Annotated in this window: 26 protein-coding genes; 16 read left to right on the top strand and 10 right to left on the bottom strand. The window is 75.1% G+C overall.

Translation table 11 applies throughout. The features are described 5' to 3' along the window. Positions 1–3 precede the first annotated feature (3 nt). Together AMK13_RS30140 and AMK13_RS30135 are read left to right on the top strand one after the other, a co-directional pair. Positions 4–414 (top strand): hypothetical protein, encoded by a 411-nt coding sequence (locus AMK13_RS30140; RefSeq protein ID WP_143204668.1) that lies wholly within the window; start codon positions 4–6, stop codon positions 412–414. 18 nt (positions 415–432) lie between these two features. Beyond that, a complete protein-coding gene (locus AMK13_RS30135; protein ID WP_143204667.1) occupies positions 433–741 on the top strand; it encodes a hypothetical protein in 309 nt (102 codons plus the stop codon). A 13-nt stretch (positions 742–754) separates the two neighbouring features. Here AMK13_RS30135 and AMK13_RS30130 read toward each other — a convergent pair whose 3' ends face one another. From AMK13_RS30130 to AMK13_RS30120, 3 genes are all read right to left on the bottom strand, one after another. Continuing rightward, positions 755–2,374 carry an alpha/beta hydrolase gene (locus tag AMK13_RS30130; protein WP_241853090.1) on the bottom strand — a complete coding sequence of 540 codons (1,620 nt, stop codon included), beginning with the start codon at positions 2,372–2,374 and terminating at the stop codon, positions 755–757. Positions 2,375–2,504: 130 nt separating this feature from the next. Beyond that, positions 2,505–3,146, bottom strand: coding sequence for an NAD(P)-dependent oxidoreductase (locus tag AMK13_RS30125; protein ID WP_074004903.1), 642 nt, complete (start codon positions 3,144–3,146; stop codon positions 2,505–2,507). 50 nt (positions 3,147–3,196) lie between these two features. Then, a complete protein-coding gene (locus tag AMK13_RS30120; RefSeq protein WP_074004902.1) occupies positions 3,197–4,120 on the bottom strand; it encodes an EamA family transporter in 924 nt (307 codons plus the stop codon). 111 nt (positions 4,121–4,231) lie between these two features. On the opposite strand from AMK13_RS30120, the gene AMK13_RS30115 reads away from it, so the two are divergent. Beyond that, a complete protein-coding gene (locus AMK13_RS30115; RefSeq protein ID WP_074004989.1) occupies positions 4,232–4,729 on the top strand; it encodes a MarR family winged helix-turn-helix transcriptional regulator in 498 nt (165 codons plus the stop codon). A 111-nt stretch (positions 4,730–4,840) separates the two neighbouring features. Here AMK13_RS30115 and AMK13_RS30110 read toward each other — a convergent pair whose 3' ends face one another. Further along, positions 4,841–5,719, bottom strand: a complete 879-nt coding sequence (locus AMK13_RS30110) for a methyltransferase domain-containing protein (RefSeq protein WP_074004901.1) — start codon at positions 5,717–5,719, stop codon at positions 4,841–4,843. A gap of 29 nt (positions 5,720–5,748) precedes the next feature. On the opposite strand from AMK13_RS30110, the gene pdxR reads away from it, so the two are divergent. The 5 genes from pdxR to AMK13_RS30085 all read left to right on the top strand — a co-directional run bounded on the left by pdxR (position 5,749) and on the right by AMK13_RS30085 (position 10,155). Next, entirely contained in the window at positions 5,749–7,272 is a 1,524-nt protein-coding gene (gene pdxR, locus AMK13_RS30105) for a MocR-like pyridoxine biosynthesis transcription factor PdxR (RefSeq protein ID WP_074004900.1), read from the top strand. Positions 7,273–7,368: 96 nt separating this feature from the next. Continuing rightward, positions 7,369–8,544 (top strand): glycoside hydrolase family 3 N-terminal domain-containing protein, encoded by a 1,176-nt coding sequence (locus tag AMK13_RS30100; RefSeq protein WP_074004899.1) that lies wholly within the window; start codon positions 7,369–7,371, stop codon positions 8,542–8,544. 301 nt (positions 8,545–8,845) lie between these two features. Continuing rightward, positions 8,846–9,313, top strand: a complete 468-nt coding sequence (locus AMK13_RS42340) for a hypothetical protein (RefSeq protein WP_049656770.1) — start codon at positions 8,846–8,848, stop codon at positions 9,311–9,313. Between the two features lie 250 nt (positions 9,314–9,563). Then, positions 9,564–9,905, top strand: a complete 342-nt coding sequence (locus AMK13_RS30090; protein WP_049656769.1) for an ArsR/SmtB family transcription factor — start codon at positions 9,564–9,566, stop codon at positions 9,903–9,905. A 43-nt stretch (positions 9,906–9,948) separates the two neighbouring features. Continuing rightward, complete coding sequence (locus tag AMK13_RS30085; protein ID WP_074004898.1) at positions 9,949–10,155, top strand: DUF6126 family protein; 207 nt, start codon at positions 9,949–9,951, stop codon at positions 10,153–10,155. 19 nt (positions 10,156–10,174) lie between these two features. Here AMK13_RS30085 and AMK13_RS30080 read toward each other — a convergent pair whose 3' ends face one another. After that, positions 10,175–12,667, bottom strand: a complete 2,493-nt coding sequence (locus tag AMK13_RS30080; RefSeq protein WP_074004897.1) for a cytochrome P450 — start codon at positions 12,665–12,667, stop codon at positions 10,175–10,177. Between the two features lie 341 nt (positions 12,668–13,008). On the opposite strand from AMK13_RS30080, the gene AMK13_RS30075 reads away from it, so the two are divergent. From AMK13_RS30075 to galE, 4 genes are all read left to right on the top strand, one after another. Then, complete coding sequence (locus AMK13_RS30075; protein ID WP_074004896.1) at positions 13,009–13,773, top strand: sigma 54 modulation/S30EA ribosomal C-terminal domain-containing protein; 765 nt, start codon at positions 13,009–13,011, stop codon at positions 13,771–13,773. Between the two features lie 52 nt (positions 13,774–13,825). Beyond that, the gene (locus tag AMK13_RS30070) at positions 13,826–14,287 is read left to right on the top strand and encodes a hypothetical protein (RefSeq protein ID WP_074004895.1); all 462 of its coding nucleotides are present in this window, start codon (positions 13,826–13,828) and stop codon (positions 14,285–14,287) included. Positions 14,288–15,308: 1,021 nt separating this feature from the next. Continuing rightward, on the top strand, positions 15,309–15,959 hold the full coding sequence (locus tag AMK13_RS30065; RefSeq protein ID WP_074004894.1) for a hypothetical protein: 651 nt from the start codon (positions 15,309–15,311) through the stop codon (positions 15,957–15,959). Between the two features lie 129 nt (positions 15,960–16,088). Next, a complete protein-coding gene (gene galE / locus AMK13_RS30060; RefSeq protein WP_074004893.1) occupies positions 16,089–17,105 on the top strand; it encodes a UDP-glucose 4-epimerase GalE in 1,017 nt (338 codons plus the stop codon). A gap of 13 nt (positions 17,106–17,118) precedes the next feature. Here galE and AMK13_RS42335 read toward each other — a convergent pair whose 3' ends face one another. After that, positions 17,119–17,808, bottom strand: a complete 690-nt coding sequence (locus tag AMK13_RS42335; RefSeq protein WP_074004892.1) for a transglycosylase SLT domain-containing protein — start codon at positions 17,806–17,808, stop codon at positions 17,119–17,121. 71 nt (positions 17,809–17,879) lie between these two features. Continuing rightward, entirely contained in the window at positions 17,880–18,086 is a 207-nt protein-coding gene (locus AMK13_RS30050) for an antitoxin (protein ID WP_049660325.1), read from the bottom strand. 290 nt (positions 18,087–18,376) lie between these two features. Between AMK13_RS30050 and AMK13_RS30045 the strand changes: the two genes are divergently transcribed. Next, positions 18,377–19,000, top strand: coding sequence for a DUF6542 domain-containing protein (locus AMK13_RS30045; RefSeq protein WP_074004891.1), 624 nt, complete (start codon positions 18,377–18,379; stop codon positions 18,998–19,000). Then, positions 18,993–20,642 carry an LCP family protein gene (locus AMK13_RS30040; protein ID WP_198959468.1) on the top strand — a complete coding sequence of 550 codons (1,650 nt, stop codon included), beginning with the start codon at positions 18,993–18,995 and terminating at the stop codon, positions 20,640–20,642. Before AMK13_RS30045 ends, AMK13_RS30040 begins: the two co-directional genes overlap by 8 nt. Before the next feature lie 204 nt (positions 20,643–20,846). On the opposite strand, the gene AMK13_RS30035 is transcribed toward AMK13_RS30040, so the two are convergent. Then, on the bottom strand, positions 20,847–21,656 hold the full coding sequence (locus AMK13_RS30035; protein ID WP_074004890.1) for a nucleotidyltransferase domain-containing protein: 810 nt from the start codon (positions 21,654–21,656) through the stop codon (positions 20,847–20,849). 121 nt (positions 21,657–21,777) lie between these two features. Between AMK13_RS30035 and AMK13_RS30030 the strand changes: the two genes are divergently transcribed. Next, the gene (locus tag AMK13_RS30030; RefSeq protein WP_049658045.1) at positions 21,778–22,212 is read left to right on the top strand and encodes a DUF4259 domain-containing protein; all 435 of its coding nucleotides are present in this window, start codon (positions 21,778–21,780) and stop codon (positions 22,210–22,212) included. 42 nt (positions 22,213–22,254) lie between these two features. Here the strand turns inward: AMK13_RS30030 and AMK13_RS30025 are convergent, their stop codons facing one another. Next, positions 22,255–23,520, bottom strand: coding sequence for an MFS transporter (locus tag AMK13_RS30025; RefSeq protein WP_074004889.1), 1,266 nt, complete (start codon positions 23,518–23,520; stop codon positions 22,255–22,257). A gap of 135 nt (positions 23,521–23,655) precedes the next feature. Between AMK13_RS30025 and AMK13_RS30020 the strand changes: the two genes are divergently transcribed. Then, complete coding sequence (locus AMK13_RS30020) at positions 23,656–24,099, top strand: winged helix-turn-helix transcriptional regulator (protein WP_074004888.1); 444 nt, start codon at positions 23,656–23,658, stop codon at positions 24,097–24,099. 56 nt (positions 24,100–24,155) lie between these two features. Here the strand turns inward: AMK13_RS30020 and AMK13_RS30015 are convergent, their stop codons facing one another. Continuing rightward, positions 24,156–25,469, bottom strand: coding sequence for a DUF6777 domain-containing protein (locus tag AMK13_RS30015; RefSeq protein ID WP_143204665.1), 1,314 nt, complete (start codon positions 25,467–25,469; stop codon positions 24,156–24,158). Positions 25,470–25,917: the final 448 nt, after the last annotated feature.

Below are 25,917 nucleotides of genomic sequence, written 5' to 3'. Positions count from 1 at the left end.
CGCGTGATGATGCGGATGGAGGTCCAGACCGTGAGCCCGAACCTGCCGGAGACCCTCGCCGAGGGGACGGTCGTCCTGCCGGCTCCCCCTCGGGTGGTGGACGACCTGGCCCGTGACCTGACCCAGGCCGCCGCGGCCGTCCGGGCGGTGTCGCGCACCCGCCGCTCCGGTGGGGACGTCGCGGTCGCCGCGTACACCGCCGTGGTGTGCACCGGGCGGTCCCCCGCCGGCGTCCTGGAGGAGGCCGCCGCCTGGTGCCGGCAGGCCCCCGAGGCCGAGGTGCACTCGCTGGCCTGGGCGCGGGTGCCGGGACACCGCGAGGACGTCCACGAGTACCGCGTCACCATGGCCGTCAGCTTCCCCGACGACGAGACCGGCGAGCACGTCGGGGACACCCACCACGCCTACCGCTGACGCCGTATCATCGCCCTCATGACCGAGGGGGGTACGAACGAGATGACGAAGGACCCGACCGCCGACCCGGACGGCACGGCCGCGGAGGAGCACGCCGACGGCCCGCGGGAGCTCTCACGGGCCGCCGCCGTCGTGGTCACCCTGCTTGCGGCGCTGTCCGGCGCCGCGGTCCTGCTGGCCGTGTTCCACTGGCTGGGGTGGGGCGTCCCGTGGGTCGGCTGGATCGTCGCCAAGGCCGGGATCAAGCTCGCCGTCGGAGGGTTCGCCGGGCTGGCCGTCGGCTTCGCCTGGCTCCGGGGCAGACTGCGGGCGCGGCCCCGGAACTGACCGGCGGCCGGTCTCAACCGGCCTGCGGGGAGGGGCAGGTGAGGTCGCGCCCCGGTGCGGTGCCGTCCAGCAGGTAGCGCTCGACCACCGCGCTGACGCAGGTGTTGGACGTGGGGTACTGGCCGTGGTCGCCGCTCCCGGTGACGGTGACCAGCCTGGAGCCGCGCAGCGCGCGGTGGGCGCCGAGCGCCGCCTCGTAGTAGGTCGCCGGATCGTGCACCGAGTTGAGCATCAGCGTGGTCGGCAGGTGGGCGCCGGTCACCGTGACCTTGGGCGCCGGGGCGACCGGCCAGGCGGCGCAGACCGCGCTGAAGGCGAGCGTCCGGGCCCCGGCCAGCGGCCAGCGGGCGGTGTTCTCGGCGCCGCGCTCGATCCAGCTGCCCAGGTCCCTGGTCCACGGGGTGTCGTTGCAGGTCACCGCGAAGTACTCGGCGAGGAACTCCGGGCTGAGGTAGCTGTTGAAGGCCTTCGCGGCCGCCGCCCTGGTCGCCGGAGCGGCGCCCTGCCAGTCGTCGACGGTGGCCAGGATCCCGGCCAGGTCGGGGAAGTTGGCCGCCCGGTAGATCGCCGACATGGTGAGGCTGTCCAGCTGGTTCGGGCCGATCGTCACCGGGCCCTCGACGATGGGGGAGTCGTGCAGCGCGGCCCGCCGCTGCTCCCAGTGCGCCCGCACCTGCTCCGGCGTGGCGCCCCAGTGGTAGGTGGCGTCCCGGGCCGCGAGCCAGGGCACGAAGTCCTCGTCGAAGCGGCGCTGGAAGCTCATCGGCTGGCCCAGCTCGAAGGCCTCCCAGGTGCCGTCGAAGCCGATGTTGCTGTCCAGCACCATCCGTTCGACCCGGTGCGGGAAGAGCGTCCCGTAGTAGGCGCCGATCATGGAGGCGTAGGACGGGCCGTAGTAGCTGAGCCTTCGCTCGCCGAGCAGGCCGCGGAACAGGTCGATGTCGTGGGCCGTCTGCTCGGTGGTCAGGTAGGGGAGGAGGTCCCCGCTGCGCTCCTGGCAACCGGCGACCAGCTTCTTCGAGTTGGCGATGACCCGGTCGATCGCGGCGGGGGACTGGTCGCGGTAGTCGCCGGCCAGGAACTCCTGGAACTCCTCCGGGGTCTGGCAGACCGCCTTGGTGCTCTCGCCGACCCCGCGCTGGTCGAAGCCGACGACGTCGTACGCGGCGCCGAGCGCCGGGGCGGCGCCGGCCAGCCCGGCCGGGCGCAGCAGGCCCGAGCCGCCGGGGCCGCCGGCCGCCATCAGCAGGGTGCCCTTGCGCTTGGCCGGGTCGGTGGCGCGGTGCCGGGAGACGGCGATGGTCAGGTCGGCCCCGACGCCGGGGTGGTGCCAGTCGCGCGGGGCGGTCATGGCGGCGCAGTCCAGCGCGGGCTGCTGGGCGCAGGGCTGCCAGTTCAGGCTCTGGTGGGTGTACCGGGCGGGCGCCGGGTCGGCGTCGCCGGGGTCACGCCCGGTGGCGGCCCCCGCGGTGGCGGGCGCCGCCAGGCCGGCCAGCACAGCGGCGGCGACGGCCAGCACGGCACGGCGGCTGCGCCGGGCGCGCCGCGGGGCGGTCTCGGCGGGCCGGCTCCCGGCCTTGCTCCGGGTCTGGTTCTGGTTCTGGGCCGGGGTCTTGGTCACGGTCTTGGTCACAGGAACGATCATGTCCGGCCCCGGCCTGACGATCGATCACCCCCACTGCCGTCTTCGGGGTGGTGCTGAGTACACCCCCGCCGGGGCGGGGGTGCCAGGGCCTCGGGTGGTCAGGTGGATGGGCAGGTGGTCAGTAGGCGGCGGTGAAGCGGGACCGGCGGTGGGCGGGCCGCTCGGTCTCGTCGAGGAGTGCGACGGCGAGGTCCTCCATGGAGATCGCCGAGGTGCCGTCGGCGTCGACCAGCAGCTCGTCGCGGCCGGTCCGGAACCGGCCGGTGCGCACGCCGGGCTCCAGCAGCGCGGCCGGGCTCAGGTACGTCCAGTCGGTGTCCGGGTCGGCGGCGCGGTAGAGGTCGAGCTGCTCGCCGCAGGCCAGGGCGATGGGCCGGATCGCGTCGGGGAAGCCGGGGCTTTCGACCAGGGTGGTCCCGCCGCCGCCCGGGACGAGCAGGCTGCCCGCGCCGCCGACGGCCAGCAGCCGCACGCCGGTGCCGGCGATCCCGGCGAGCAGGCCCTTGGTGGCGATGGCCAGCTCGTGCTCGCTGCCGGGCACCGGGCGGGTGGCGGTGACCACCACGTCCTGTCCGGCCGCGATCCGGGCGACGTCCTCGGGCGTCCGGGCGTCGCCGACGACCAGGGTGACGGCGGACGGCAGGTCGTGCGGCTTCGCCGGGTCCCGTACGACGGCGGTGACGTGGTGGCCGCGGGACAGGGCCTCGGCCACGACCCGGCGGCCGACGTTGCCGGTGGCGCCGAACACGGTGATGCGCATGGGGTACTCCCTGGAGGTGGTGGGAAAGGGGTGGGAAGGGTGGGGCGGGGTCAGGCGTTCTCGCGGACGGGCCGCGGGGCGGCCGTCGGCCCGGCTCCGGGTGCGGACTCCGCTGCGGTGCGCGGCCGTTGGATCTGGGCGGCGAGCAGCGAGCCGAGCACGACCAGGGCGCCGAGCGCCTGGAGCGGGCTGAGGTCCTGGCCGAGCGCAAGCCAGCCGAGCAGGGTGGCGACGACCGGGCTGAGCAGGGCGAGGAAGGAGACCGAGGTCGGCGGCAGCGCGCGGAGCCCGCGGAACCAGAGCACGTAGGTGACGGCCGCGCCGATCAGGCAGAGGTAGGTGTAGCCGAGCACGTTGGCGAGGCTGTAGTGGGACGGTGGGGCGCCCTCGGTGAGGAGCGTGACCGGCACCAGCAGCAGTCCGCCGGCGGTGAGCTGCCAGCCGGTGGTGGCGAGCATCGGCGCGGGGGAGGCCCAGCGCTTGGAGAGGACGATGCCGGCGGCCATCACCACGGCACCGCCGAGCGCGGCGACCACCCCGACCGCGTCCGGCTCGGCGTCGGCCCGCAGTACCAGCAGGCTGACGCCGGCGACGCCCGCGATCCCGGCCAGCACGGTGCGCAGGGTGAGCCGGTCGCCGAGGACCAGGGCCGAGAGCCCGGCGGTGACCAGGGGTTGGACGGCGCCGACGGTGGCGGCGATGCCGCCGGGCAGACGGTAGGCGGCGATGAACAGCAGCGCCTGGAACACCCCGATGTTCAGCGCGCCGAGGATCAGCGAGCGCCACCACCAACTGCCCTGCGGCAGACGGCGGGTGAGGGCGATCAGGAGGAGTCCGGCGGGCAGGCAGCGGATGACGGCGGCGAGCAGCGGGCGCCCGGGTGGCAGGAGTTCGGTGGTGACCAGGTAGGTCGTGCCCCAGACCGCCGGGGCGAGGGCCGTCACCAGGACGAGGGCGAGGCGATTTCTTAGCACTAAGGCAATGTATCTCAGCGCTAAGGCATTCTTCACCGCATCGAGTGAGTGACGTGGCTCACAGTTACCTCAGCGCTAAGGAATGTGGTGGGGATCGCCTACCCTGAACCCGTGGCAGATCATGTGGACCGCGTCGTCGCGCAGTGGGGCACCGAGCGCCCCGACCTGGACGTCTCCCCGATGGAGGTGTTCGGCCGGCTCAAACGCCTCTACCGGCTGGTGGACACGGCGCTCAACCGCACCTTCGCCGAGCACGGTCTGGACGCCGCCTCCTTCGACGTCCTCGCCACCCTCAGGCGCAGCGGCCCGCCCTACCGCCTCACCCCCACCGGCCTGATGCGGTCCGCGATGGTCACCTCCGGCGCCATCACCCAGCGGCTGGACCGGCTGGAGGCCCGCGGACTGGTCACCCGCGCCCGCAGCGACCAGGACGGCCGCAGCCGCGAGGTCGCCCTCACCCCCGAGGGCCGGGACCTGATCGACCGCGCGCTGCCCGACCACCTCGCCACCGAGTACCGCATGCTGGCGGGCCTCGACGAGGCGCAGCGGACGGCGCTCGTCGAGGCGATGCGCACCCTGCTGGCGGACCTCGGGGACAGCCCGGAGTAGCGCGGTCGGGGTTTGGCTCCCAGGCGGGCCCCGCGGGCGCGATCGTGACCCCCGTCCACGACCCCGCCCGCGGGGCCCGCCCCGGCAGGAGCAGGTCCCGGCGGGCCCGCGCTACGGCCGGACCGCCACCGCCTTGAAGAAGGTGTAGTGGAACGTCCCGCCCGGCTCGGCCGCGCGGCGCAGCTCCGCGATGCCCCGGTCGAAGGCCTCCGGGGTGCTCAGTCCGGCCTCCAGTGCCTCCGCCCGGACGGCCTCGACCATCGCGACGAAGGTCCGGCGGGTGAAGCCCTCCACCAGGGCGGGCCGGGCGTCGTCGGCGTAGACCGTACGCGGGCGGACCGTCACCCGCGCGAACCCGGCCTCCGTCAGCAGCGGGTGGAGGCGGCGGCCGAGCAGGCCGTCGCCGCCCGCCCGGGCCTGCAGCCGGACCAGGTGGTCGACGGTGCGGCGGGCCGCCGGGGTCTCCGGGTGGAAGAGTGCCGAGCCGTGGTCGCCCTCGATCACGGTGATCGTCCCGCCCGGCCGCAGCACCCGGAGCAGCGCCGCCAGCCCGGCGGCGGGGTCGGTCAGGTGCTCCAGCACGAAGCAGAGGAAGACGTGGTCGAAGGAGCCGTCCGGGAACGGCAGTCGGTGGAGGTCGCCGTGGTGCCAGGTGACGTCCGCGGCGGGTGCCTGCGCGGCCACCCGGGAGCGGGCCTGGGCCAGCGAGTCCGCCGAGAGGTCGGCCGCCGTCAGCCGCACGCCGGGGCTGGCGGCCAGCAGGTGCACGGTCTGCGCCCCCACCCCGCAGCCGGCCTCCAGCACCCGGCTGCCCGCGGGGTAGGCCGTGCCGGCGTGCAGCAGTTCGGCGAGGGTGTCGGCCTGGTCGCCGAGGCGCCGGGCCTCGGTCTCCGAGTAGCCGTGGACGTAGTCGGGGCCGTAGTCGGGGCCGTGGTCGAGCCCGTGCTCCGGCGCCGCCGCGTTCGCGGGCGCCGTCGTTTCCGTGGTCATGGCCCCACCCTCGCCGCCACTATGGTCCGGTGAACAGGTCCAAAGCCGAGGCATCCGACCGGTCCAAAGAGGCCGGCGCCGACTTCCTCCAGCTCGACACCGCCGAGGCCCCGCCCGGCGGCCTCACCGACTGGCTCGCCCGCCGGCTGCGCGAGGCCGTCGCCGACGGGCGGCTCCCGGTCGGGGCCCGGCTGCCCGCCGGCCGGGTGCTGGCGGCCGAACTCGGCGTCTCCCGCGGGGTGGTGACCGACGCCTACCGGCGCCTCGCCGAGGAGGGGCAGATCGCGGGCCGCGGGCGGGGCGGCACGGTCGTGGTCGCGGCCACCGCCGTACCGGTCACGGCCGCCGTCGTACCGGGGGAGGTGCCCGCGGCGCGGCCGCCCCGCCAGGTGCCCGCGCTGTTCCGGGACGACCCCGACCCCGAGGTCTTCGAGCGGCTGCGCGGCGCCCCCGCCAGGATCGACCTCACCCCCGGCGTGCCCGACCTCGCGGCCTTCCCCCGCGCCGCCTGGCTGCGCGCCGAACGGGCCGTCCTCGACGGCCTCGCCGCGTCCGACCTCGGCTACGGCGACGTGCGCGGCACCCCGGTCCTGCGCCGGGCCGTCGCCCACTGGCTGGCCCGCAACCGGGGCATCCGCGCCGACCCCGACGAGGTGCTGATCGTCGCCGGTACGGCCCAGGCGCTCGCCCTGCTCGGCCGCGCGCTCGGGCGGGCGGGCATCGACGAGGTCGCGGTGGAGGACCCGGGCTCGGTCGGCGTCCGGCAGCACCTCGCCCACTGGCTCGCCGCCACCCCGCCCGTCCCGGTCGACGCCGAGGGCGTCCGGGTCGACGCGCTGCGCGCCACCGGCGCCCCGGCCGTCCTGCTCACCCCCGCCCACCAGTTCCCGACCGGTGTCGTGCTCGGCGGCGAACGGCGCCGCGAACTGCTGCGCTGGGCGGCGGAGGGCGGCCTGGTCATCGAGGACGACTACGACGCCGAGCACCGCTACGACCGTCCGCCCGTCCCGGCCCTGCGGGCGGTCCTGCCGGATCGGGTCTGCTACGCGGGCAGCGTCTCCAAGCTGCTCGCCCCCGCGTTGCGCACCGGCTGGCTGCTGGTCCCGGACCGGCTGCGGGACGCCGTCCTGGAGGCCAAGCGGTTCGTCGACCTCGGGAACCCGGTGCTGCCCCAGCTGGTCCTCGCCCGGCTGATGGAGTCCGGCGACCTCGACCGGCACCTGCGGCTGCTGCGCCGCCGCCACCGCCGCCGCCGGGACGCGATGATCGACGCCATCCGCACCCACCTGCCGGGGGCCACGGTGCACGGCGCGGCGGCCGGCCTCCACCTGATGCTGACGCTCCCGGAGGGATGCGGTCGTACCGATACGGGGTTGGCCGCCGCCGCCCTGGCGGAGGGGGTCAAGGTGCAGCCGCTGTCCTGGCACGCCCGGCTGCCGCACCCGCCCGGCCTGGTCCTCGGCTACGCGGCGGGCTCGGTGTCCGAGATCGCCGAGGGCGTGGCCGTCCTGGGCCGGCTGGTCGGCGGGGCGGCATCACCTCGCGGAGATTGAGTCGGATTATCGGATGAATACGGTGTATGGGGGAATGCCGCGCCGCACCCCTGGGTACGTTGACATGCCGAAGTCACCTGTCGACCGGGAGGCGTGATGGCCCTGTTCCGAAGTGTCGCCCAGTTCGGGGTGGTGCTGGCCGTCATGGGCGCCGCGCTCGGGCCGGTGCCGCTCGGCTCGCCCGCCCCGCCGCGCGGTGCCCCGAGCGCTCCGGGCGTCCCGGGTGCACCGGACGAGAGGACCGCGGCGATGGCCGGCCTGGCGCAGGAGGACTCCCGGGTGCTCGCCGGGCGGCGGGTCGTGCTGTCGTACCCGGGCCCGATACCGTCGGCCACGACGCTCCAGGCGATCCGGGAGGGCCGGGCCGCCGGGGTGATCCTGTTCGGTGAGAACATCACCAGCCCGGAGCAACTCGCCGATGCCATAGCCGAGTTGAAGCAGGCCGCCGCCGAGGCGCCGCATCCGCGCCCGCTGCTGCTGATGACCGACCAGGAGGGCGGCAAGGTCCGCCGGCTGCCCGGTGCGCCCGAACTCTCCGCCCGCCGCGTCGGGTTGGCGGCGAACCCGGTCGCCGCGGCGGCGGAGTCCGGGGCCGGTGCCGCCCGGACCCTCACCGACGCCGGGCTGAACCTCAACCTCGCCCCGGTGCTCGACGTCTACGACACGCCGGACAACTTCATCGACCACTCCGAGCGCTCCTTCGGCCAGGACCCGGCCAAGGTGGCGGAGTTGGGCAGCGCCTTCCTCACCGCCCAGCAGGGCCTCGGCGTGGCCGCGACCGCCAAGCACTTCCCCGGTCTCGGCGCCGCGCCCCGGGGCGCGAACACCGACGAGAGCCCGGTCACCCTGAACGTCCCGCTGTCGCAGCTCCGCGCCCGCGGCGAGGCCCCGTACCGGGCGGCCATCGCGGCGGGCGTGCGCCTGGTGATGGCCTCCTGGGCGATCTACCCGGCGCTGGACCCGGACCACCCGGCCGGGTTCTCGCACGCGATCATCCAGGGCGAGCTGCGCGGCCGGCTCGGCTTCGACGGCGTGACCGTCACCGACGCCATGGAGGCGGACGCACTGGCCCCGTACGGCGGCCCCGGTGACCGCGCGCTGGCCGCCGCGGCGGCCGGGATGGACCTGATGCTCTGCTCCGGGCGCGACCCCCGGCAGGGCGAGGAGGCCACCGAGGCGCTGGCCGCCGCCCTGGACGACGGCCGCCTGGACCGGCACGCCTTCAGCGAGGCGGTGGCCCGGGTCGACGCCCTGCGCGGCTCGCTGGGCTGAGCCGGCGGCGGCTCGGCAGTGGCTTCGGCGGCGGCTTCGAGGGCGGCTCCGGGGGCGTTCGGAAACGGTTCACCTGGGCTCCACACGGGCGTCCCCTGGACGGGGGCGCCCGTTCGACTGTCCGGCGCTGATTGCGCCATCGAAGGTTCAGTTTCGGTCGACACCTGACTTCCGAGGGTAAATCCGCCTCATGGCCGAGGAATCGCATGTCAAAGTTTCTGTCGTGGGCCTATGAAATGTCATATGTACCACGTCACCTGTTCCCAGTCCGTCCTCATACCCTCCGAAGGAGGAGGCACCGATGAACCGCATGAGTCGCGCCACCTGGATCGCCGCCGGCGCCGTCACCCTGCTCGCCGCCCCCGTCCCGGCCATCGCCGCGACCCCGGCCGCCGCCACCACCACCGCCACCGTCACCACCTGCGGCTACTCCAGCCTGCAGGCCGGCCTGGCCACCTACGCCTGCGCCGACGTGACGGGTGACAGTGTCGCGGTCTACGGGAAGATCGGCCTGGCCGGCCCGCCGTCCCCGGGCACCCCGTGGCCGCCGGCGCCGAAGGAGCTGGTGACCCACCTGTCGGCCAACGTGACCGGCGGGGCCTCGCTCGGCACCGTGAACGGCCGCACCGTGTTCCAGGTCTCCACCGTGCGGGTCGACGGCATCTCCAGCACGGTGCCGTGCGGGTCCACCGTGCACGTCTCCTTCGACGTCGAGGGCTTCTGGAGCGGGCAGGTCCCGGCCACGGTCGATGTGCCTGTAGTCTGCTGACGGCTCATCACCATGACTGCCGAGCCCGGGAGTTGGCAGCGTCCCGGGCTCGGCTTTCGCATGCCCCGGCCCGATCGCGACCGCCCGGCGGAGCGCCCGGTCGGGGCCTTCCGGATTCCGGCGCACCCCGGCTGCGCACGGTGACGACTTGAAGAAATCTTCATCTGTCGCGATGATGCCTACCGGCCGCGGCGGAGATCCCCGCCCGGCCGGACGACCATCCAGCCGGACCCGAGGGAGAGCGCGGACGATGCCGGTGCCGCTGTACCAGGCCAAGGCGGAGTTCTTCCGCACCCTCGGCCACCCCGTACGGATCCGGGTCCTGGAACTGCTCCAGGACGGCCCCCGGCCGGTGCGCGAGCTGCTGGCGGAGATCGAGGTCGAGCCGTCCAACCTCTCCCAGCAGCTCGCGGTGCTGCGCCGCACCCAGCTGGTCACGGCGACCCGTGAGGGCAACACCGTGGTGTACGCGCTCAGCACCCCGGACGTCGCCGAACTGCTGCGCGCGGCCCGCCGGATCCTGACCGAGCTGATCACCGACCAGGGCGCGCTGCTCACCGAGCTGCGCGCCCCCGGCGGTCGGCCCCGCTGAGCCGCGCCCGGCCCGTCCGCCCGATCCGAGGAGAAGCACCACCATGAGCGCCAGCACGAGCGACGACAGCGTGAGCGAGGGCAGTACCAGCGGGAGCGGTACGGGCGGGAGCGGTACGGGCGGGGACGGTACGAGCGAGGAGAAGCGGCGCCGCAAGGCGATGCTGATCCGCGCGGGCATCTACATCTTCGCCACCCACCTGTTCGCCGGTTTCGTGCTGCTGCTGTTCGCGCTCGGCGGCCGGAAGTAGCGCTCCCGGACCGGGCCGCTCACTGGCGCGCCTCCCGGTCCCGCACGCGGTAGCGGTGGCTGGTGCTGGTCCAGGCCTGCACGCCGGCGACCAGCTCCCGGGTGCCGTCCAGGTACCAGCGCCCGGCCGGGTGGCGGCGCAGCAGGTCGCGGCGCAGCTCCTCGCTCTCCTGCTGCAGCTGCGCCACCCGGGTGCGCACCGCGTGGACCGCCCGGTCGCGGGTGCAGCCGTGGGCCCGCTCGAGGGTGAGCACGGTGTTGAACGCCGTCCCGCCCTGCCGCTCCTCGCGCTTCAGCGAGTAGAGGTCGTTGATCAGCGTGGCGGCGTCGGCGGTGTTGGCGCGCAGCTGGTGCAGCGCGGGCTCCGCGTGCAGCGCGGCCGGGGCGTCGGTGCCGTGGACCCGTTCCATTATGTTCATGAACGGGTAGAGGCAACTGCCGTGCCGGCGCAGCCACATGGTGTCCGTCAGGTCGAGGCCGAGGGCGGGCACGGTGCCGTTGGCGCGGTGGTCGGCCTCGGCGGGGAAGGTGGCCAGGCAGGCCCGCCATTCCCGGGCCGCCCGGGCGCGCCACTCGGGGGACATCGAGGCGGTCTGGCGCTCCCACAACTCCCTCCAGGAGAGCAGTAGTCGACTTTCGGAAGGGCTCCCGCCGCGGGCGCCGTCGAGGACCGCGATCAGCGGGTCGACCACGGCGCGGGCCTGGACGGGGTGGCGGCCGGGCGGGCCGTCGAACCGGTCGTCCAGGATGGTGAACCAGCCCAGCATGTCCACCAGGAGGTCGAGTTCGGTGCCCCGGGCGCGGGGATAGGCGTAGCCGATCAGCTCGTGCAGCGCGTACCCCCGGTAGCGGGGCAGCTCCGCCGGGGTGAGCAGGCCGCGGCGGACCGCCCAGTCGGCGTGCCGGTCGGCGGAGAGGAGCAGGTCGGCACGCGACCGGAGGTCCGCCGGGGCGGCCGGGTCGGCGGGGGCGGTCGCACGGGTGGCGCCGGTGAACGGGCACCGGCCCGACGGCGGCTCACCGGGGGAGGAGGGCACTGTGTCCCCCGGTGAGGAGCCGGTATCACCCTCGCGGGAGGCCGCGGTGGAGCTCCTGCGTGGGGAGCGCGCGCCGCGCGGCGCGAGCCGCACCCGCAGGCCGTGCGCCTGGACCGTCGTCCACACCACCTCGCGGGCCCGGGCGCCCGGCACCGCCACCGGCCGCCAGCGCCGCAGGATCGCCGCGGCCGCGACGGTCAGCTCCGCCCAGGCGAAGGCCTCGCCGATGCACTTGTGCTTGCCCGCACCGAACGGCAGGAAGGACGGCCGTCCGGTGCCGCCGGCGTCCTGCCAGCGCTCGGGCCGGAAGCTCATGGGCTCGGGGTAGCGCAGCGGGTCGCGGTGCAGCGCGGTGAGGCTGTACAGCAGCTCGGTGCCGGCCGGGACGCGGTACGGGCCCAGATCGACCGGAACCCGGGCGGTGCGCATCAGGAAGGCGTTCGGCGCGTGCAGCCGCACCACCTCCTGGGTGACGCTGCGGGTGTACGTGAGCCGGGCCAGCGCCTCGAGGGTGGGGACGGTGCCCGCGGGCAGGTGCTCGTCCAGCTCGGCGAGGATCCGGGCCTCCACCTCGGGGTGGCGCAGCAGCTCGTCCAGCAGCCAGGTGAGCGTGGTGGAGACGGTCTCGGTGCCCGCGCCGAACATGGCGATCGCCTCGGACCGCACGTCGGCCTCGGTGAGCGGGCACCCGCTGGCCGGGTCGGTCGCGGCGCGCAGCAGGGCGGGCAGGGTGCGGCGGCCCTCCTCGGCGCCCGCGGCGGGGCCGTTGACGGCCTGGTCGACCACCCGGTTGAGCACCCGGACGGCGTCGTCGAAGCGCCGGTTGACGGGCAGCGGCAGCCGGGCGAGCGCCGGGCTCGGGTAGAGGGACTGGACGATCTGGCCCTTCACCAGGTCCGGCAGCGCCCGGTGGAAGGCGACGGTGGCGTCCTCGCTGAGCCGGGCGTCGAACAGCGTGCGGGTGACGATCTCCAGCGCCAGGTGGTTCATCTCCTTGGCCACGTCGAGGACCTGCCCGGGGCGCCAGCGTCCGGCCCGCTCCTCGGTGACCTGCTGCATCACGGCCAGGTACTCGCTCATCCGGTCCGGGCCGAAGGCCGGCTGGATGATCCGGCGGCGGTCCCGGTGGGCCTGGCCCTCGGACATCAGCAGGCCGTCGCCGAAGGCCGTCTTGAGGGTGTCCTGGACGGCGCCGCGCGGGCAGTCGTGGGCCAGCGCGACGAGCAGGGTGTGGACCAGCCGGGCGTCGGTGACCACGCAGACGGTGCGCGGGCCGAGGCGGATGCGGACCACCCCGCCGTGGCGGGAGAGCGAACCGAGGAAGCGGAGCGGGTCGCGCAGCAGGGCGCCGGCGTGCCCGAGGCCGGGCAGGGCGCCGGGGGCCAGCGGCGGGACGGCGGCGCGGGCCAGCGGGGACGGGCCGGGTGCGGTTCTCGGGGGGACGATCAGCTTCCGCGTCTCGGTCAGCAGGGACATGACACTACCTCTCACCAGAGGGGCCGGTGCGGGCGATGCCGGGTGGCAGCGGCGGGCCGGCCGGGAGCCGGGGGTCCGCCCAGCGCGGGCCCCGCGCGCGCCCCCGGCGGGAGGGCGCACGTTGAACAAACGCGCCGGTTTCCCGAGCGTTGCGCCGAATGTGCGGGGATCACTCCAACGGCCGAGTGGATCGACCCTTTCGTGCGTGCTCGAAATCCGGTGTTGACCTGCGCCGATGCGACCCTCCGGGCGGTCGGCGGCTCGCCCGCGGGGCAGGGTCTTTGGACCCTCGCCGCACGGGCGTACGAGGGACAGCATGGATGCGAAGAAGGAGGAACCTGATGACCCGTCTGCGCCACCGGCCGGCCCTCGACGTCCGGGTGGAGATCCGCGGTGAGCTGCCCCGCGAGGAGGCCGAGTACGCCCGGGCCCGGGCACTGGCCACCGCCGCGGCGCTCGGCCCCGACACCCACGCGCTGCGACTGCGGCTGACCCGCTCGCGAAACCGCTCGGTGACCCGGCCCGCGCTGGCCCAGGCGGACGTCGAGCTGGCGGGCGTCGGCCCGGTCCGGGTGCAGCTGGCCACCGGCACCGCGCGGGAGTCCGTCGACCTGGTGCTCGGCACACTGGCCGGCCGGGCCGTCCGGCTGCGCGAGCAGGGCGACATCGGTTTCGCCGTCGCGTACGAGAGCGCCTACCGCCCGCAGTTCGCCGACCGTCCGCTCGCCCAGCGGCGGATCGCCCGGCACAAGGCGGTCGTGCTCACCCGCCGCGGCCCCGAACAGGCCGTGCTCGAACTGCTCGCCCTCGACCGGCGGTTCCACCTCTTCGCGGACGCCGCGACCGGACGGGACGGCCTGGTGCACCGCTGCACGCCGGGCGGCACGGTGGAACTGTGCGCCGCGGGCACCAGCGCGATGCCCCCGCTCGACCTCGCCGAGGCGGCCCGCCGGCTCTGGCTCACCGGCCGCCCGTTCGTCGGCTGGACCGACCCCGGCGACCACCGGGCCCGGGTGCTCTACCGCCGTTTCGACGGCCACTACGGCCTGATAGCGCCGGTATCGGAGGGCCGGATCGGGGCAGGAACCCTGTCGGCACAGGACTGACACCACGACCCGACGACCACACCACCAACTCTCCACGACAGGGGCCGGGACCATGGACTGCGACGAGGTCATGCTGACCGTCCGGATCACCGCCGCCGAGCGCGCGCTGCTGCGCGACCTCGCGCGCGGGCACGGCGGCGACGTCTCCGACGTGGCGGTGGACGGGCTGCTGGAGGTCATCCCCGCGCTGCACGACGACGCCTGCGTCCTGCCGCTGCTACGCGTTCTGGCCAGACCGGCGCCGTTCGCGCTCACGCTCTGGCTGCCCGCGGCGGTCGCGGACCTGCTGCCGCTGCTCGGCGAGCGGCTGGTGCGGACCGGCGGCCCCGCGGCCGGGCCGGCCAGCGCCGCGCTCTCGGCGGCCCTGCGGCTCTGGCTCGGCGGGGACCGGGTCGTCCTGGCGGCCGGGCTGGCCCGGCTGCACGGGGGCTGCGGCACCGGCGCGACGGCGGCGGTACGGCCCTGGGCGGGTGCGGCGGCCTTCGGTGTGGAGCCGGTGAAGGCCGCGGCCTGACCGTCCGGCGATGTGACGGTACGTCGGATCTGACGGTCCGTCGCAGCCTGGCTGGCAATGGCATGTCCGGGGCGGAAAATCCGCTGGTCAGAGCACTGGTCAGCACCTGCCGACGGGTCTAGCATTCCGTCACGGCCGACGGAGTCGCACGCCCCGGGACTCCGGCCGGGTGGCCGCCACCACCTCCTGCCGGGGAGCGCCCGCCCCCCTGCTCGCGCTCCCCGGCTCCGCCCCCCTGCTCGCTCCCCGGCTCCGCCCTGCGCGGTTGCGCCTTGCGCCCAGGGCCGGTTCGGCGTCCCCGGCTGCCACTCGATCGAACGGCCCGGGGATTTTCGCAAGAGGTTTCTGTTATTCCCGCTCGCCCCTCCCGCTCTCCGGAGTGTCGGAAGGCCCGAGCCCCTCCGTTGCAGGGGCACGCGCCGTCGCGCGAGGAGAGGAACGCGATGGGACACCGGAGCAGCGGGCCGCGCCGACGCCGCCGGCCCACCCGCAGGGCGCCCTGGCCGCCGCGACCCCTCCCCCGGCCCCGCCCCCGACCCCGGGGAGGACCGGCTCCCGAGGCGGCCATCAGTCAGATCACGCCGATTTCCGCCGACCCGGGCCGCCGCGCCGTGCTTGGCGGCACGGCGGCCCCGGTCCGGCGCACCGCCCGGCTGCCGCACCCCGAAGCGGCCGCGCGGACGTGTCAACTCGCCGCTGACGGAGGCGGGTTCACCCTCGACGCGGGCGGCGGCCGGAGTCTCCGCAGTCGAACGGCGGCCTCTCTTACCAGAACTGTTCGTTGCTGAAGTCCTCGTGTGCCGAACGGGGTAAGGCTGTTCCTGTGAGCCCGTAAAACCGGTCGGCCCGTACGCCGGCCGCACCCTCCGACCCGAGCCGCCGACGCCCGCGGGCCCCAAGACCCGCAGGCCCGAAGGTCCGTCGCGCCGGGACCGGCCGCCGCCCACCCAGTGGCGGGCCGTTCCCGGCGCCGGCCGTTCCCAGCGTCCCTGCCCCCACACCGCCCCGAGGACCCTCCCGTATGCGAACCCGCCCCCACCTCAGCGCCCTCGCCCTCGCCGCGGCGGCCCTGCTCGCCGCCGCCGCACCCGCCGCCGCCCACGGCGAGAGCGTCCACCTGGACGTCACCGGCCAGCAGAACGGTCGCGTCAGCACCGTCGCCACCTGGGAGAACGACCACGACCCGGTGACCGGGGAGTTCGCCGGCACGCTCTCCGCGACGGCCACCGACGGGCGCGCCGTCGGCCCCTGGCGCCTGGTCACCGCCCCCGGCCGTCCCGGGACGTACACCACCCGGGAGATCCTGCCCGTCGGGCACTGGCGGGTGACGGTGGACTGCTCTTCCCCCGCCCCCGGGCACGGCGAGGGCGAGCTCGACATCGACACCGCGGTGGTCACCGACCCGGCGCCCGCGGGGACGGGGGGCCCGCCGCTCGCCGAGGCCCAGCCGGGGGACGGCTCGCCACGCTCCGCCGAGGTGACCCCCGCCCCGCTCCGGGAGACCACCGCCGGGACGGGGACCACCGCGGCCCCCGTCTCCGCCCGGGAGGCCGCGCCCGGCCGCGTCCACGCGACCACCTCCGACGCCACCGCCTGGGCGGCCATCGGCACCGCCTGCGCGGCCGTCGTCCTGGTCGCCACCGGCCTCTGGCTGCGCCGCCACCGCGACTGAGTCGCCCGGCGACGGCCGGCCGTTCCGGGGGAGCGGCCCCGTCGTGGAACCGGCCGGGTGCGAACCGACGTCCCTTCCGGTCACCGGGCGCCACCTGGCGCCCGGACGACCGCAAGGGAGCGCTCGCGCATGAAGAAGGTCCTGATCACCGGCGGCGCGGGATTCATCGGCAGCACCGTCGCCTCCGCCCTGCTCGACCGGGGGATCACCCCGGTCGTGCTGGACGACCTCTCCCGGGGGCGGACCGAGTTCGTCGCGGACCGGCTCTTCTACCGGGGCGACATCGCCGACGCGGCCCTGCTCGACCGGATCTTCGCCGAGCACCCCGACATCGACGCCACCGTGCACTGCGCCGCGAAGATCGTCGTACCGGAGTCCGTGGCCAAGCCGCTGTACTACTACCGGGAGAACGTCGCCAAGACGGTCGAACTCCTGGACGCCCTCCAGCGCCACGGCTGCACCCGGGTCGTCTTCAGCAGCTCCGCCTCGATCTACGCCCCCACCGCCGACGCCCGGGTCGACGAGAGCAGCCCGGTCGACGCCGGCAGCCCGTACGCGCGCACCAAGCAGATGATGGAGCAGGTCCTCCAGGACTGGACCAGGGGCGAGGGTGCCGAGCGCCAACGCGTCATCGCCCTGCGCTACTTCAACCCGATCGGCGCCGACCCGCAGCTGCGCACCGGCCTCCAGGACCTCCGGCCCACCCACGTCCTCGGCAAGCTGATCGAGGCGCACACCACCGGCACCCCGTTCACCGTGACCGGCACCGACTGGGCGACCCGCGACGGCTCCGGCATCCGCGACTACGTCCACGTCCAGGACCTCGCCGAGGCGCACGTCGCGGCGCTGCTCCGGTTCGACGAGGTGATCGCCCCGGGCGTGGCGGACCGCTACCGGGTGATCAACGTCGGCACCGGCGACGGGACCACCGTGCGGGAGCTGATCGCCGCCTTCGAACAGGCCGTCGGCGCCAGTCTCGAGGTGCGGGAGGCCGGGCCGCGGCCCGGGGACGTGATCGGCTGCTACGCCGTCGTGGACACCGCGCGGGACCTGCTCGGCTGGCAGCCGCGGCGCGGCATCGCCGAGGGGGTCGCCGACGCGCTGGCCTGGCGGAGGGTCTGGTCCGCCCGGATCGCCGTCAGCTGACCGCCCGGAGGCGCTACTTCACGGCCTCGCCGGACTTCGACCAGTTGTCCCGCAGGCGGTCGAGGTAGGACTGCGCCTGGGAGCCGATCTTGACGCCCCGGGCGAAGGCCAGCATGTTGCCCGCGCCCGCGTTGTAGCCGAGGGCGACCAGTTCGTCCCGGCTGAGCGACACGCCCGGGCGCGCGGGAAGTTGGGCGGCGAGGTCGTGCAGGTGCCAGGCGGCCGCCTGGACGGCCAGGTCCCGGTCGTCCGGGAGCTCCTCCCACTGCCGGGAGGCGAAGGGGCGGCCGGGCTTGGTGTCGTCGAAGGCGGCCCGGTGCATGTTGGCGATGCCGAAGGAGGCGTCCGGTTTGCCGCGCTGCCAGGCCCGTTCGAGTTCGGGGTCGTGCGGCTTGTACGACTCGTTGTAGAGGATCGCCATCAGCAGCTGCGGGTTGACCCCGGCCTCGGTGGCGTACCGGCGGACCGGCTCCGCGTAGTCGGCCGGGTCGTAGCGGCCCGAGGGCTTCGAGGGCTTCGCGGAGCCGCCGGCCGACGGCGCGCCGCCGGACCCGGGGACGGACGGGGCGGCGGCGGTCGGGGAGGGGTCGGCGGAGGCCGCGCCGTCGTGGTCGTTGCCGCGCAGGAGGCCCAGCCCGACCACGACCGCGACGGTGAGCACCAGCCACTGCCCCCAGCCCGGCCCCTTCTTCTCCTCGCTCACCGCTGCCGCCCCTCCCCGTTCGCCCGTGCGGTCGTTCGACCGTCGTGCGGCCGATCGTGTCCTGCGGCAGGTTACTCGGCGGGCTTCTGGTCGCCGTCGAGGTTGCGCAGGAAGTCCTTCGCCTTCTCGACGCCGGTGTCGATCTGCCCGCTGTACTTGCCGTCCGTGCGGTCGTCGATCGCGTCGCCGACCTTGTCCAGGCCCTGCCCGATCACGTCGCCGTGGTCACGGGCGAGGTCGGTGGCCTTGCCCGCGAGGTTCTTCAGACTCTCAAACATGGTGACGCTCTACTCCTCTGATGCGTTCCTGATGGTGTGCCGACGTGGCGGGGATCATGACCATCCTAACGACGGTCCACCAGGCGGTCGGTCGCTGCCGGGTGGCAGCGGATGACTTTGCTGAAATGGGTTTTGTATGCTCCAGCCCAACCTCTACAGCAATGTAGAGGCTTGGTCCCCACCAGGACGTCACCAGGGCGCCGCCAGGGCCCCGGCAGGACCGACGGCGTCCCGGCACGCGCGGTGGTGCGATCGCGCCGCCGCAGCCGCAACGATCGAGGGAAGTGCGCATGGCCGGTCAGCGGGCGAGAACGCCGTACCAGGACGCGGGGCCCCGCACCGAGGACCGCGCCCTGCCCGCCCAGCGCTCCTGGCCGGCCGGTGCGGGAGCCGCAGGCGCCCCCGGGAGGCGCGCGGACACCGCGGCGCCCCGGCAGGTCCGGTCGCCGCGCCCCGGGGCGGCCCGCCGCAGGCAGCAGGCGCGCCGGCGCGGCGGGACGGCGGCCGCGTTCTCGGCGGTCGGGCTGCCGCTGCTCGGAGCGGTCGCGGACGAACTCGACGGGCCGGGCGTCGGCCTCCTCTTCGCGGTGGGCTCGGTGCTCGGGACGGCGGCCGCGGCGCTGCTCTGCAGCCGCACCGGCCGGTGGTGGGTGGTGACGGCCGCTCCGGTCGTGGTGCTGCTCACCGCCTCGGGCGTCGAGTACCTGGCGCACCCCGGGAAGTACCAGGGGAGGAACCTCGGCACCGGCGCGCTGCGCTGGGTGGTCGGGGCGTTCCCGGTGATGGCCGCGGCCGTGGCGGTGGCGCTCGTCGTGGTCGCGGTCCGTGTCACGGCGGCCCGCCGCCGGGCGGTGCCGGAGCGCCGGCGGACCGGCAGGACGGCTGTCCCGGCCGGAAGGGGCCGCCGTGGCTGAGCGCGGCAACAGCCGTACCGGCGGCCGCGGCCAACACGGGCAGCGCGGTCTGCGCGGCCGGCGCGGCTACGACCCGCGCCGCGCCGCCGCCCCGCTGACCGTCGCCGGGCGCACCCTGGCCTGCACCGTCTCGGTCGCGGTGCTCGGCGCCAGCGGCTTCACCTGGTACGAGTACCGCAGCCTGGACGACGGCATGATCAAGTCCACCGCGCTGAGCGAGGCCAGGAAGAACGCCCCGCCGCACCTCGACAAGTCCGTCAACCTGCTGCTGATCGGCCTGGACAGCCGCAAGGACATGGACGGCAACGACCTGCCCCGGCAGTTCGTGGAGGACGAACTGCACGCCGGCTCCAGCGAGATCGGCGGGTACAACACCAACGCCCTGATCGTGCTGCACATCCCGGCCAACGGCGGCAAGGTCACCGCGCTCTCCGTCCCGCGCGACGACTACGTGCAGACCGTCGGCGCGGACGGGAAGATGCACAAGATCAAGGAGGCGTACGGCATCGCCAAGGAGGCCGCCGAGCAGAAGCTGGCGGGCAAGGGGCTCTCCAAGGCGGCGCTGGAACGGCAGAGCCGCGAGGCCGGCCGCTCGGCCACCATCCGGACCGTGCAGAGCTTCCTGGACGTCCCGATCGACCACTTCGCGGAGGTGAACCTGATCGGCTTCTACGACATCGCCAAGGCGGTCGAGCCGGTCCAGGTCTGCCTCAACCACCCCGTGGACGACCCGATCATCGCCCGGACCGCCACCCACGAGGGCGGCGGCACCGGCCTCAAGCTCCCGGCCGGGATCAGCTCCCTCGACGCCGCGCAGGCGCTCTCCTTCGTCCGCCAGCGCCACCACCTCACCAACGGCGACCTCGACCGCACCCACCGGCAGCAGGCGTTCCTCTCCTCCGTCGAGTACCGGCTCAAGCAGCAGGGCATCCTGAACGACCTCGGGCAGATGCAGAAGCTGTTCGCGGTGGTGAAGAAGGACGTGGTCATCGACAACGAGTGGAACATCCTCGACTTCGCCCAGCAGGCGCCCAACCTGACCGGCGGCAACGTGGAGTTCAACACCCTGCCGATCAGCGGCTTCAAGACGGTCGGCGGGCAGGAGGTCAACACCGTCAACCCGGACCTGATCAGGAAGATCGTCCGGCAGCTCTTCAAGCACGAGCCGGCGCCGGCCGTCCCCGCCGTCGTGCCCGTCGCGCCGTCCGGGGACGCGCCGGGCGACCCGGCCCCGTCGCCCTCCGCGACCCCGACGCCGAGCGCGACGCCCAAGGCGGTGGTCGACATCAACGCGGTCGCGGGGGCTGGGGCGGCGGCCAACGAGTCCCGGGCGCTGGCCGAACTCGGCTACCAGACGGGCCGGATCGGCGACGCCCCGGCCAGGACCCGGGCCACCGCGGTCGGGTACGGAGCCGGGGCCAAGGCCGAGGCGCAGCGCCTCGCCGCCCGCTATGGGGTGAACGCGGTCTTCTCGTCGGGGATCCCCGCGGGCCGCGTCCTGCTCACCCTCGCCGTCTCCCGCACCCCGAGCCCGATGGCCGTGCCGTCGGGCGCGCCGGGTGAGACCTCCGCCGACTCGGCGGCGGGGCTGCCGATGCAGGGGCCGGCGGTGAAGGCGGGCGGGATCCCGTGCGTGGACTGAAGCCCCTGCGGCGGCGGGGAGTTCAGCCCCGGCCGGGGCTGGTGTCCCGGAGCGGCCGCCGGGTCGAGGACCTCGACGTACCCGGTCCGCCCGCCGACGACGTCCGGGACGAGCATGCCGTGGGCTGGCGGGAGCGGGACGCACCGGTGGTCCGGGCCGTAGGGCCGGCCGTCCGGGTGCGGTTCCGTCACGGGCGTGCTGCCTTCACGGGCGCGGTGCCTTCACGCCGTGGACGGCGGCGTACTCGGCGGCGAGCCAGGGGCCCAGGTCGTCGACGAGCACGGTGAGGGCGGCCCGGTCGGGGGTGCGGCCGCGGGCGAGGGCGGCGGCCAGGCGCGCTTGGGCGGCGCGCTCGGGGTAGTAGCCGGCGAATATCTCGGCGGAGGCGGCGAGGTCGCTGGTCCAGCCGCCCCAGCGGGGCATGACCAGGGTGAGGCAGGTGCGGACGAGGCGGCGGGAGACGGCGCGGCTGAGGCCGCGCAGTTCGGCCTCCGTGGTGGCGGCGGCCAGGCGCTCGTGCCAGAGCGGGAGGACCAGGGCCAGGTCGCCGTTGGTCTCCCGGGCGAGCAGCGAGGTGGGGCGGTAGCGGGGGAGCCGGGCGGCGAGGTCCTCGCCGAGCAGCGGGGTGCAGAGGCAGGCGACGAACCAGCCGAGGTCGTGGCGTTCGAGCTCGCTCAGCAGGGTGTCCGTGCCGGCCAGCACCACGCCGACCCCGTTCACCTGCGCGAACTCCCCGTCCAGCGCGGCCTCGAGGGCGTCGGCCTCCGCCCGGTCCGCGGCGGTGGGCTCGTGGCGCAGGGCGAGCAGCAGGTCGAGGTCGGAGACGCCGGGGGTGGCGGTGCCGCGCGGGAGGCTGCCGTAGAGGTAGGCGCTGTGCAGCCGGTCGGGGGCGAAGGCCGCGGCGATCCGCTCCCGGGCCGCGGTGACCACCGGCGCGAACGCCGGCGGCACGCGGTCGAGCGAGCCCTCCCGTGCGATGTACCCGTCCCGGTCCAGCCCCTGAATCGTGGTCATGGGGGCACTCTGCCCCACCGCGGTCGGCCCTGACCAGCGAATATCCCTCGGCCCGGCCGATTGTCAGTGCCGTGTGCAAGCATCCGTCGCACACGAACACGAACGGCGTGAGGGGATCGGCATGGGCACCTGGGACATCGGGCACTTCGACAACGACTCGGCGGCGGACTTCTGCGGCGGACTGGACGACGCGGCGCCGGGCGAGCGGGAGGCGCTGCTCCGGTCGGCGCTGCTGTACGCCGTCCGGGCGGAGGAGTTCCTGGACTCCGACGAGGCGGTGGAGGCGGTCGCCTCCGCCGCACTGGTGGCGGCGCAGTGCCCGGGCGGGGCGGCGGTGACCAGCGCCTACGGGCCCAAGGAGCCGGTCCCGCCGCTCTCCGCCGAGCTGCGCCCGCTCGCGGTGGCGGCGCTCGACCGGGTGGTCGCGGAGGAGTCGGAGCTCGCGGAGCTGTGGGACGAGTCGGGGGAGGCGGCGGCCTGGCGCGAGGGCATACGGACGCTGCGGGAGGTCCTCGCCGCGGCGTCGTCGGCGGAGGCGCCGGTGGCGGACGCGTAGGTGACACGCGCGTAGGCGGCGGGGCCGGTGGCCGATCGGCCGTCAGCGGTGGGCCGCCGTCCACCAGTAGCCGAGCGCGGTGAGGCTGGTGGCGGCGCCGAGCAGGCAGACGGCCGTCCAGCCGCCGTGGTCGTAGACGACGGTGGACAGGATCGCGCCCGCGCCGCACCCGGCGGAGTAGAGCAGCATGTAGCCGGCGGTCAGGCGGCTCTGCGCCTCCGGGCGGACCTGGTAGAGGAGGTGCTGGTTGGCGACGTGGACGGACTGCAGGCCGTAGTCGATCACCACCATGGCGAGCACCAGCCACCAGACCGAGTGCGGCAGCAGTGCGGCCGGGAGCCAGCCGACCAGCATGGCCAGCAGACCGATGCCGGCGGTGCGTTCGGCGCGGCCGCGGTCGGCCTGGCGGCCGGCGTATCCGGCGCCGAGCGCTCCGGCGGCGCCGGCCAGGCCGAAGAGCCCGATCTGGGTGTGGCTGAGGTTGAAGGGAGGCGCGGCGAGCGGGAGCACCATCGGGGTGAGCAGCACGGTGACGGAGGTGAAGGCGAGCAGCGCGAGGACGGCCCGGACCCGGAGCACGCGCTCCTGGGCGAAGAGCGTGAACACCGAGCCGACCAACCGCGGGTAGCCGATCCGCTCGGCCGCCCGGTGCCGCTCGGACGGGACGGCGGCCGCGACGGCGAGGGCCATGGCGGCGGTGGCGACGGCGGAGACCACGTAGACGGCGCGCCAGCCGGCCAGGTCGCCGATGGTCCCGGCGACGGTGCGGGCGAGCAGGATGCCGACCACGATGCCGCTGGTCACGGTGCCGACCACCCGGCCCTGGTCGCCCGGGGCGGCGAGTTGGGCGGAGTAGGCGACGACCACCTGGGCGACGACGGCGAGGACGCCGACGGCGGCCATCGTGAGGAGCAGCAGCGGAGCGGAGGGGGCGAGTGCGACGGCGAGGAGGGCGAGGACGGACAGGCCGAGCTGGGACGTGATCAGGGTGCGGCGGTTGACGTGGTCGCCGAGCGGCACGAGCAGGAGCAGACCGAGGGCGTAGCCCGTCTGGGTGAGGGTGCCGACCAGGCCGATGGTCGCCGGGGCGATGCCGTAGTCCCGGGCGATCAGGTCGAGCAGTGGCTGCGAATAGTAGACGTTGGCCACGGCGAGGCCGCAGGCGACGGAGAGCAGCCAGGCGACGGCCGGTGACAGGCCGCGCGGCGGGGCCCCGGTGGGGGTGTCGGCCGGGGCTTTGGCCAGGGCGTCGGCGGTCGGGTCGGCGGCGGTCGGGTCCTCGGCGGACGCGCGGGCGGGTGAGGTCATGGGCGGACTCCCTCGAAGGGGCGCGGCGGTTTCAAAGTGCTACCGCGACACCATGGCATACCCTGGTTTTAATAAGCAACCACGCTCTGATCGGTACGCTGGGCGCCGACCGGTGAGAGCTGAGAGGTGGGAGAAGTGCCGAAACGCACCACGCACGAGGAATCGGCCTGCCCGGTCGCCCGTCCGCTCGACGTCGTCGGCGACGGCTGGACGCTGCTGATCGTCCGTGACGCCTTCGACGGACTGCGCCGCTTCGGGCAGTTCCAGAAGAACCTCGGCCTGGCCAAGAACATCCTGTCCTCCCGCCTGGCCGGCCTGGTCGCCAACGGCGTGTTCGAACTCGCGCCGGCCGCCGACGGCAGCCCGTACCAGGAGTACGTGCTCACCGAGAAGGGCCGTGCGCTGTTCCCGGTGATCACGGCGCTGCGGCAGTGGGGCGACCAGTGGTTCTTCGAGGAGGGCGAGCCCCGGGCGCGTCTGGTGGACCGCGAGTCCGGTGCGCCCGTCGCGAGGGTCGAGGTGCGCTCGGCGGACGGCCGGGTGCTCGGGCCCGAGGACGCGAAGGTGCTGCTGCCCTGAGGTGCGCCGCTGCCACCGGCCGGGTGAGGGTCGATGGCAGCGGGGCGTGCGCCGGGTCAGCTCGGCGTGGCGGCACTCGCGGTCGGGCAGGGCGGCAGGGTGGACGGCGCGGTGCTCGCGCAGGTCGCGGTCGGCGCCTGGGCGGTGGTGGTGGTCGCCGTGGTCCCGGTTGCCGTCGTGGCGGCGGAGGTCGTCGTCGCGGGGGAGGGCGTCCTGGTGACCGGTGTCGGCGTCTGTGTCTGAGTCTGAGTCGGTGTGCCGGCGGTCACCGTGGACGGGGGCGGGGTGCTGGTCGTCGTGGCCGTCCCCGGCGGCTGACCCGAGCTGGTCGGGGAGGTGGCTCCGGGGGTCGTCGGGCCCGAGGAGGTGACTCCGGCGCCTGTGGAGCCTGAGGGGGTGGCACCCGAACTCGTCGGTGTGCCGGGCGATGGCGTGCCGGGTGGGGTCGTGCCCGGCGATGTTGCACCAGGCGACGTTGCACCGGGCGAGGTCATGCCGGGGGACGTCGTACCGGGGGAGGTCGAGGAGGTGGCCGAGGGTGTGGACGGCGTCCACGGGCCCGGCGGCGGGATGCCGGGCACCAGGGGCCCCTTCGGCGGTTCGGCCGGTCGGTCCACGACCTCGACCCGCCCGGTCATCCGGGAGAACCACCCGCCGGTCTCGACGTTCACCAGGATGATCTCGGTCACCGGTCGGGCTGCCGGCACCACGATGATCAGCGTGGACGGCTGGAAGCCCGCCCAGGCCTTCCCGGTGTACCTCGCGTTGCTCACCAGCGCCGGCGGCTTCAGCGGGTTGCCGCAGGAGCAGCGCACCCGGGGCACGCCCTGGGCGTCCACCAGGACGGCGGTGCCCGCCTCCAGTGCGGACTGGTACTCGACCACCGCGCCGCTCTTGTAGGTGTGGTTGGTCACCCGGGTGTCCACCCGCAGGTAGGCGGAGGTCAGCGAGCGCAGGTAGCCGGGGACGTCGGCCTGCGCGATGCCGGCGGCGGAGGCCCAGGCGCGCCCGGTGTCCCCGGTCGAGAGCATCCCGACCAGGCGCTCGGTGTCGCAGCTCGGCTTGCCCATCGACCCGGCGTACAGCCCGGCCGAGCTGCCCTCGACGCTGTGGAGCGCGGTCGGCGAACCGCTCCGGGACGAGGCGCCGCCCGGGTGCTGCGCCGTCGGGGTGACGGTCGGGGCGGGGGTCGGAGCGGGGGTCGGGACGGCGGAGCCGGGTGCGGGGGCGCTCACCCCCTGGGTCTCCACCGACGGGGTGAACGGGTCCGGCCCGGGATCGGCCGGGGCCTGCAGGGCGACCTCGTTCGCGGTCGGCACGGCCGGGTGGTTGCCGCCCTGGTTGTTGACGATCAGCACGGTGGCCACCACGGCCACCGCCACCGTGCCCGCCGCCAGCGCCAGCCCCTTCCCGGAGCGCCACCACGGCGTGCGCGCCCCGCGTCCGGGCCCGCCGGACGACGGCCCGCCGGGCCCGCCCGCGCCGCCCGGTCCGGACGGCCCGCCCGGCCCGCTCGCACCGCCGGGACCACTCGCACTCCCGGCGCCACCCGCCCCGGCGGCCCCGGACGGGCCCGAGGGCGGAGGGGGCACGGACGGCGGACCGGCCGTACCGCCGCCGGACGGTCGACCGGCCAACGGCCCGGACGGGGGACCGGACGGCGGACCGTGCGGAGGTTCACCGGGCGGGTCGGGCAGGCCGGACGGAGGCGGTTGGGCGGTCATCGAGGCTCCGTTTCGCAGGCGGTCGGCCGACCGGGGCCGGCTCGGGAGGCTCCTGCCAGTGGCTTCCCTTTCTCCCCCGTTGCCCCGTTCGCCG

The organism is Streptomyces sp. CB02056, from assembly GCF_001905545.1.
In the GTDB taxonomy this organism is placed as follows: domain Bacteria; phylum Actinomycetota; class Actinomycetes; order Streptomycetales; family Streptomycetaceae; genus Kitasatospora.
Note: the sequence above shows the minus strand (reverse complement) of the source record. Positions and strands in the feature narration are given on the sequence as shown.

What these genes read in the sequence shown, in the direction of transcription:
- AMK13_RS30135 (WP_143204667.1), top strand. Translation starts at nt 433, where the DNA reads ATGACCGAGGGGGGTACGAACGAGATGACGAAGGACCCGACCGCCGAC.
- AMK13_RS30125 (WP_074004903.1), bottom strand. Translation starts at nt 3,146, where the DNA reads ATGCGCATCACCGTGTTCGGCGCCACCGGCAACGTCGGCCGCCGGGTC.
- AMK13_RS30110 (WP_074004901.1), bottom strand. Translation starts at nt 5,719, where the DNA reads ATGACCACGGAAACGACGGCGCCCGCGAACGCGGCGGCGCCGGAGCAC.
- AMK13_RS30100 (WP_074004899.1), top strand. Translation starts at nt 7,369, where the DNA reads ATGGCCCTGTTCCGAAGTGTCGCCCAGTTCGGGGTGGTGCTGGCCGTC.
- AMK13_RS42340 (WP_049656770.1), top strand. Translation starts at nt 8,846, where the DNA reads ATGAACCGCATGAGTCGCGCCACCTGGATCGCCGCCGGCGCCGTCACC.
- AMK13_RS30090 (WP_049656769.1), top strand. Translation starts at nt 9,564, where the DNA reads ATGCCGGTGCCGCTGTACCAGGCCAAGGCGGAGTTCTTCCGCACCCTC.
- AMK13_RS30085 (WP_074004898.1), top strand. Translation starts at nt 9,949, where the DNA reads ATGAGCGCCAGCACGAGCGACGACAGCGTGAGCGAGGGCAGTACCAGC.
- AMK13_RS30080 (WP_074004897.1), bottom strand. Translation starts at nt 12,667, where the DNA reads ATGTCCCTGCTGACCGAGACGCGGAAGCTGATCGTCCCCCCGAGAACC.
- AMK13_RS30075 (WP_074004896.1), top strand. Translation starts at nt 13,009, where the DNA reads ATGACCCGTCTGCGCCACCGGCCGGCCCTCGACGTCCGGGTGGAGATC.
- AMK13_RS30070 (WP_074004895.1), top strand. Translation starts at nt 13,826, where the DNA reads ATGGACTGCGACGAGGTCATGCTGACCGTCCGGATCACCGCCGCCGAG.
- AMK13_RS30065 (WP_074004894.1), top strand. Translation starts at nt 15,309, where the DNA reads ATGCGAACCCGCCCCCACCTCAGCGCCCTCGCCCTCGCCGCGGCGGCC.
- galE (WP_074004893.1), top strand. Translation starts at nt 16,089, where the DNA reads ATGAAGAAGGTCCTGATCACCGGCGGCGCGGGATTCATCGGCAGCACC.
- AMK13_RS30050 (WP_049660325.1), bottom strand. Translation starts at nt 18,086, where the DNA reads ATGTTTGAGAGTCTGAAGAACCTCGCGGGCAAGGCCACCGACCTCGCC.
- AMK13_RS30045 (WP_074004891.1), top strand. Translation starts at nt 18,377, where the DNA reads ATGGCCGGTCAGCGGGCGAGAACGCCGTACCAGGACGCGGGGCCCCGC.
- AMK13_RS30035 (WP_074004890.1), bottom strand. Translation starts at nt 21,656, where the DNA reads ATGACCACGATTCAGGGGCTGGACCGGGACGGGTACATCGCACGGGAG.
- AMK13_RS30030 (WP_049658045.1), top strand. Translation starts at nt 21,778, where the DNA reads ATGGGCACCTGGGACATCGGGCACTTCGACAACGACTCGGCGGCGGAC.
- AMK13_RS30025 (WP_074004889.1), bottom strand. Translation starts at nt 23,520, where the DNA reads ATGACCTCACCCGCCCGCGCGTCCGCCGAGGACCCGACCGCCGCCGAC.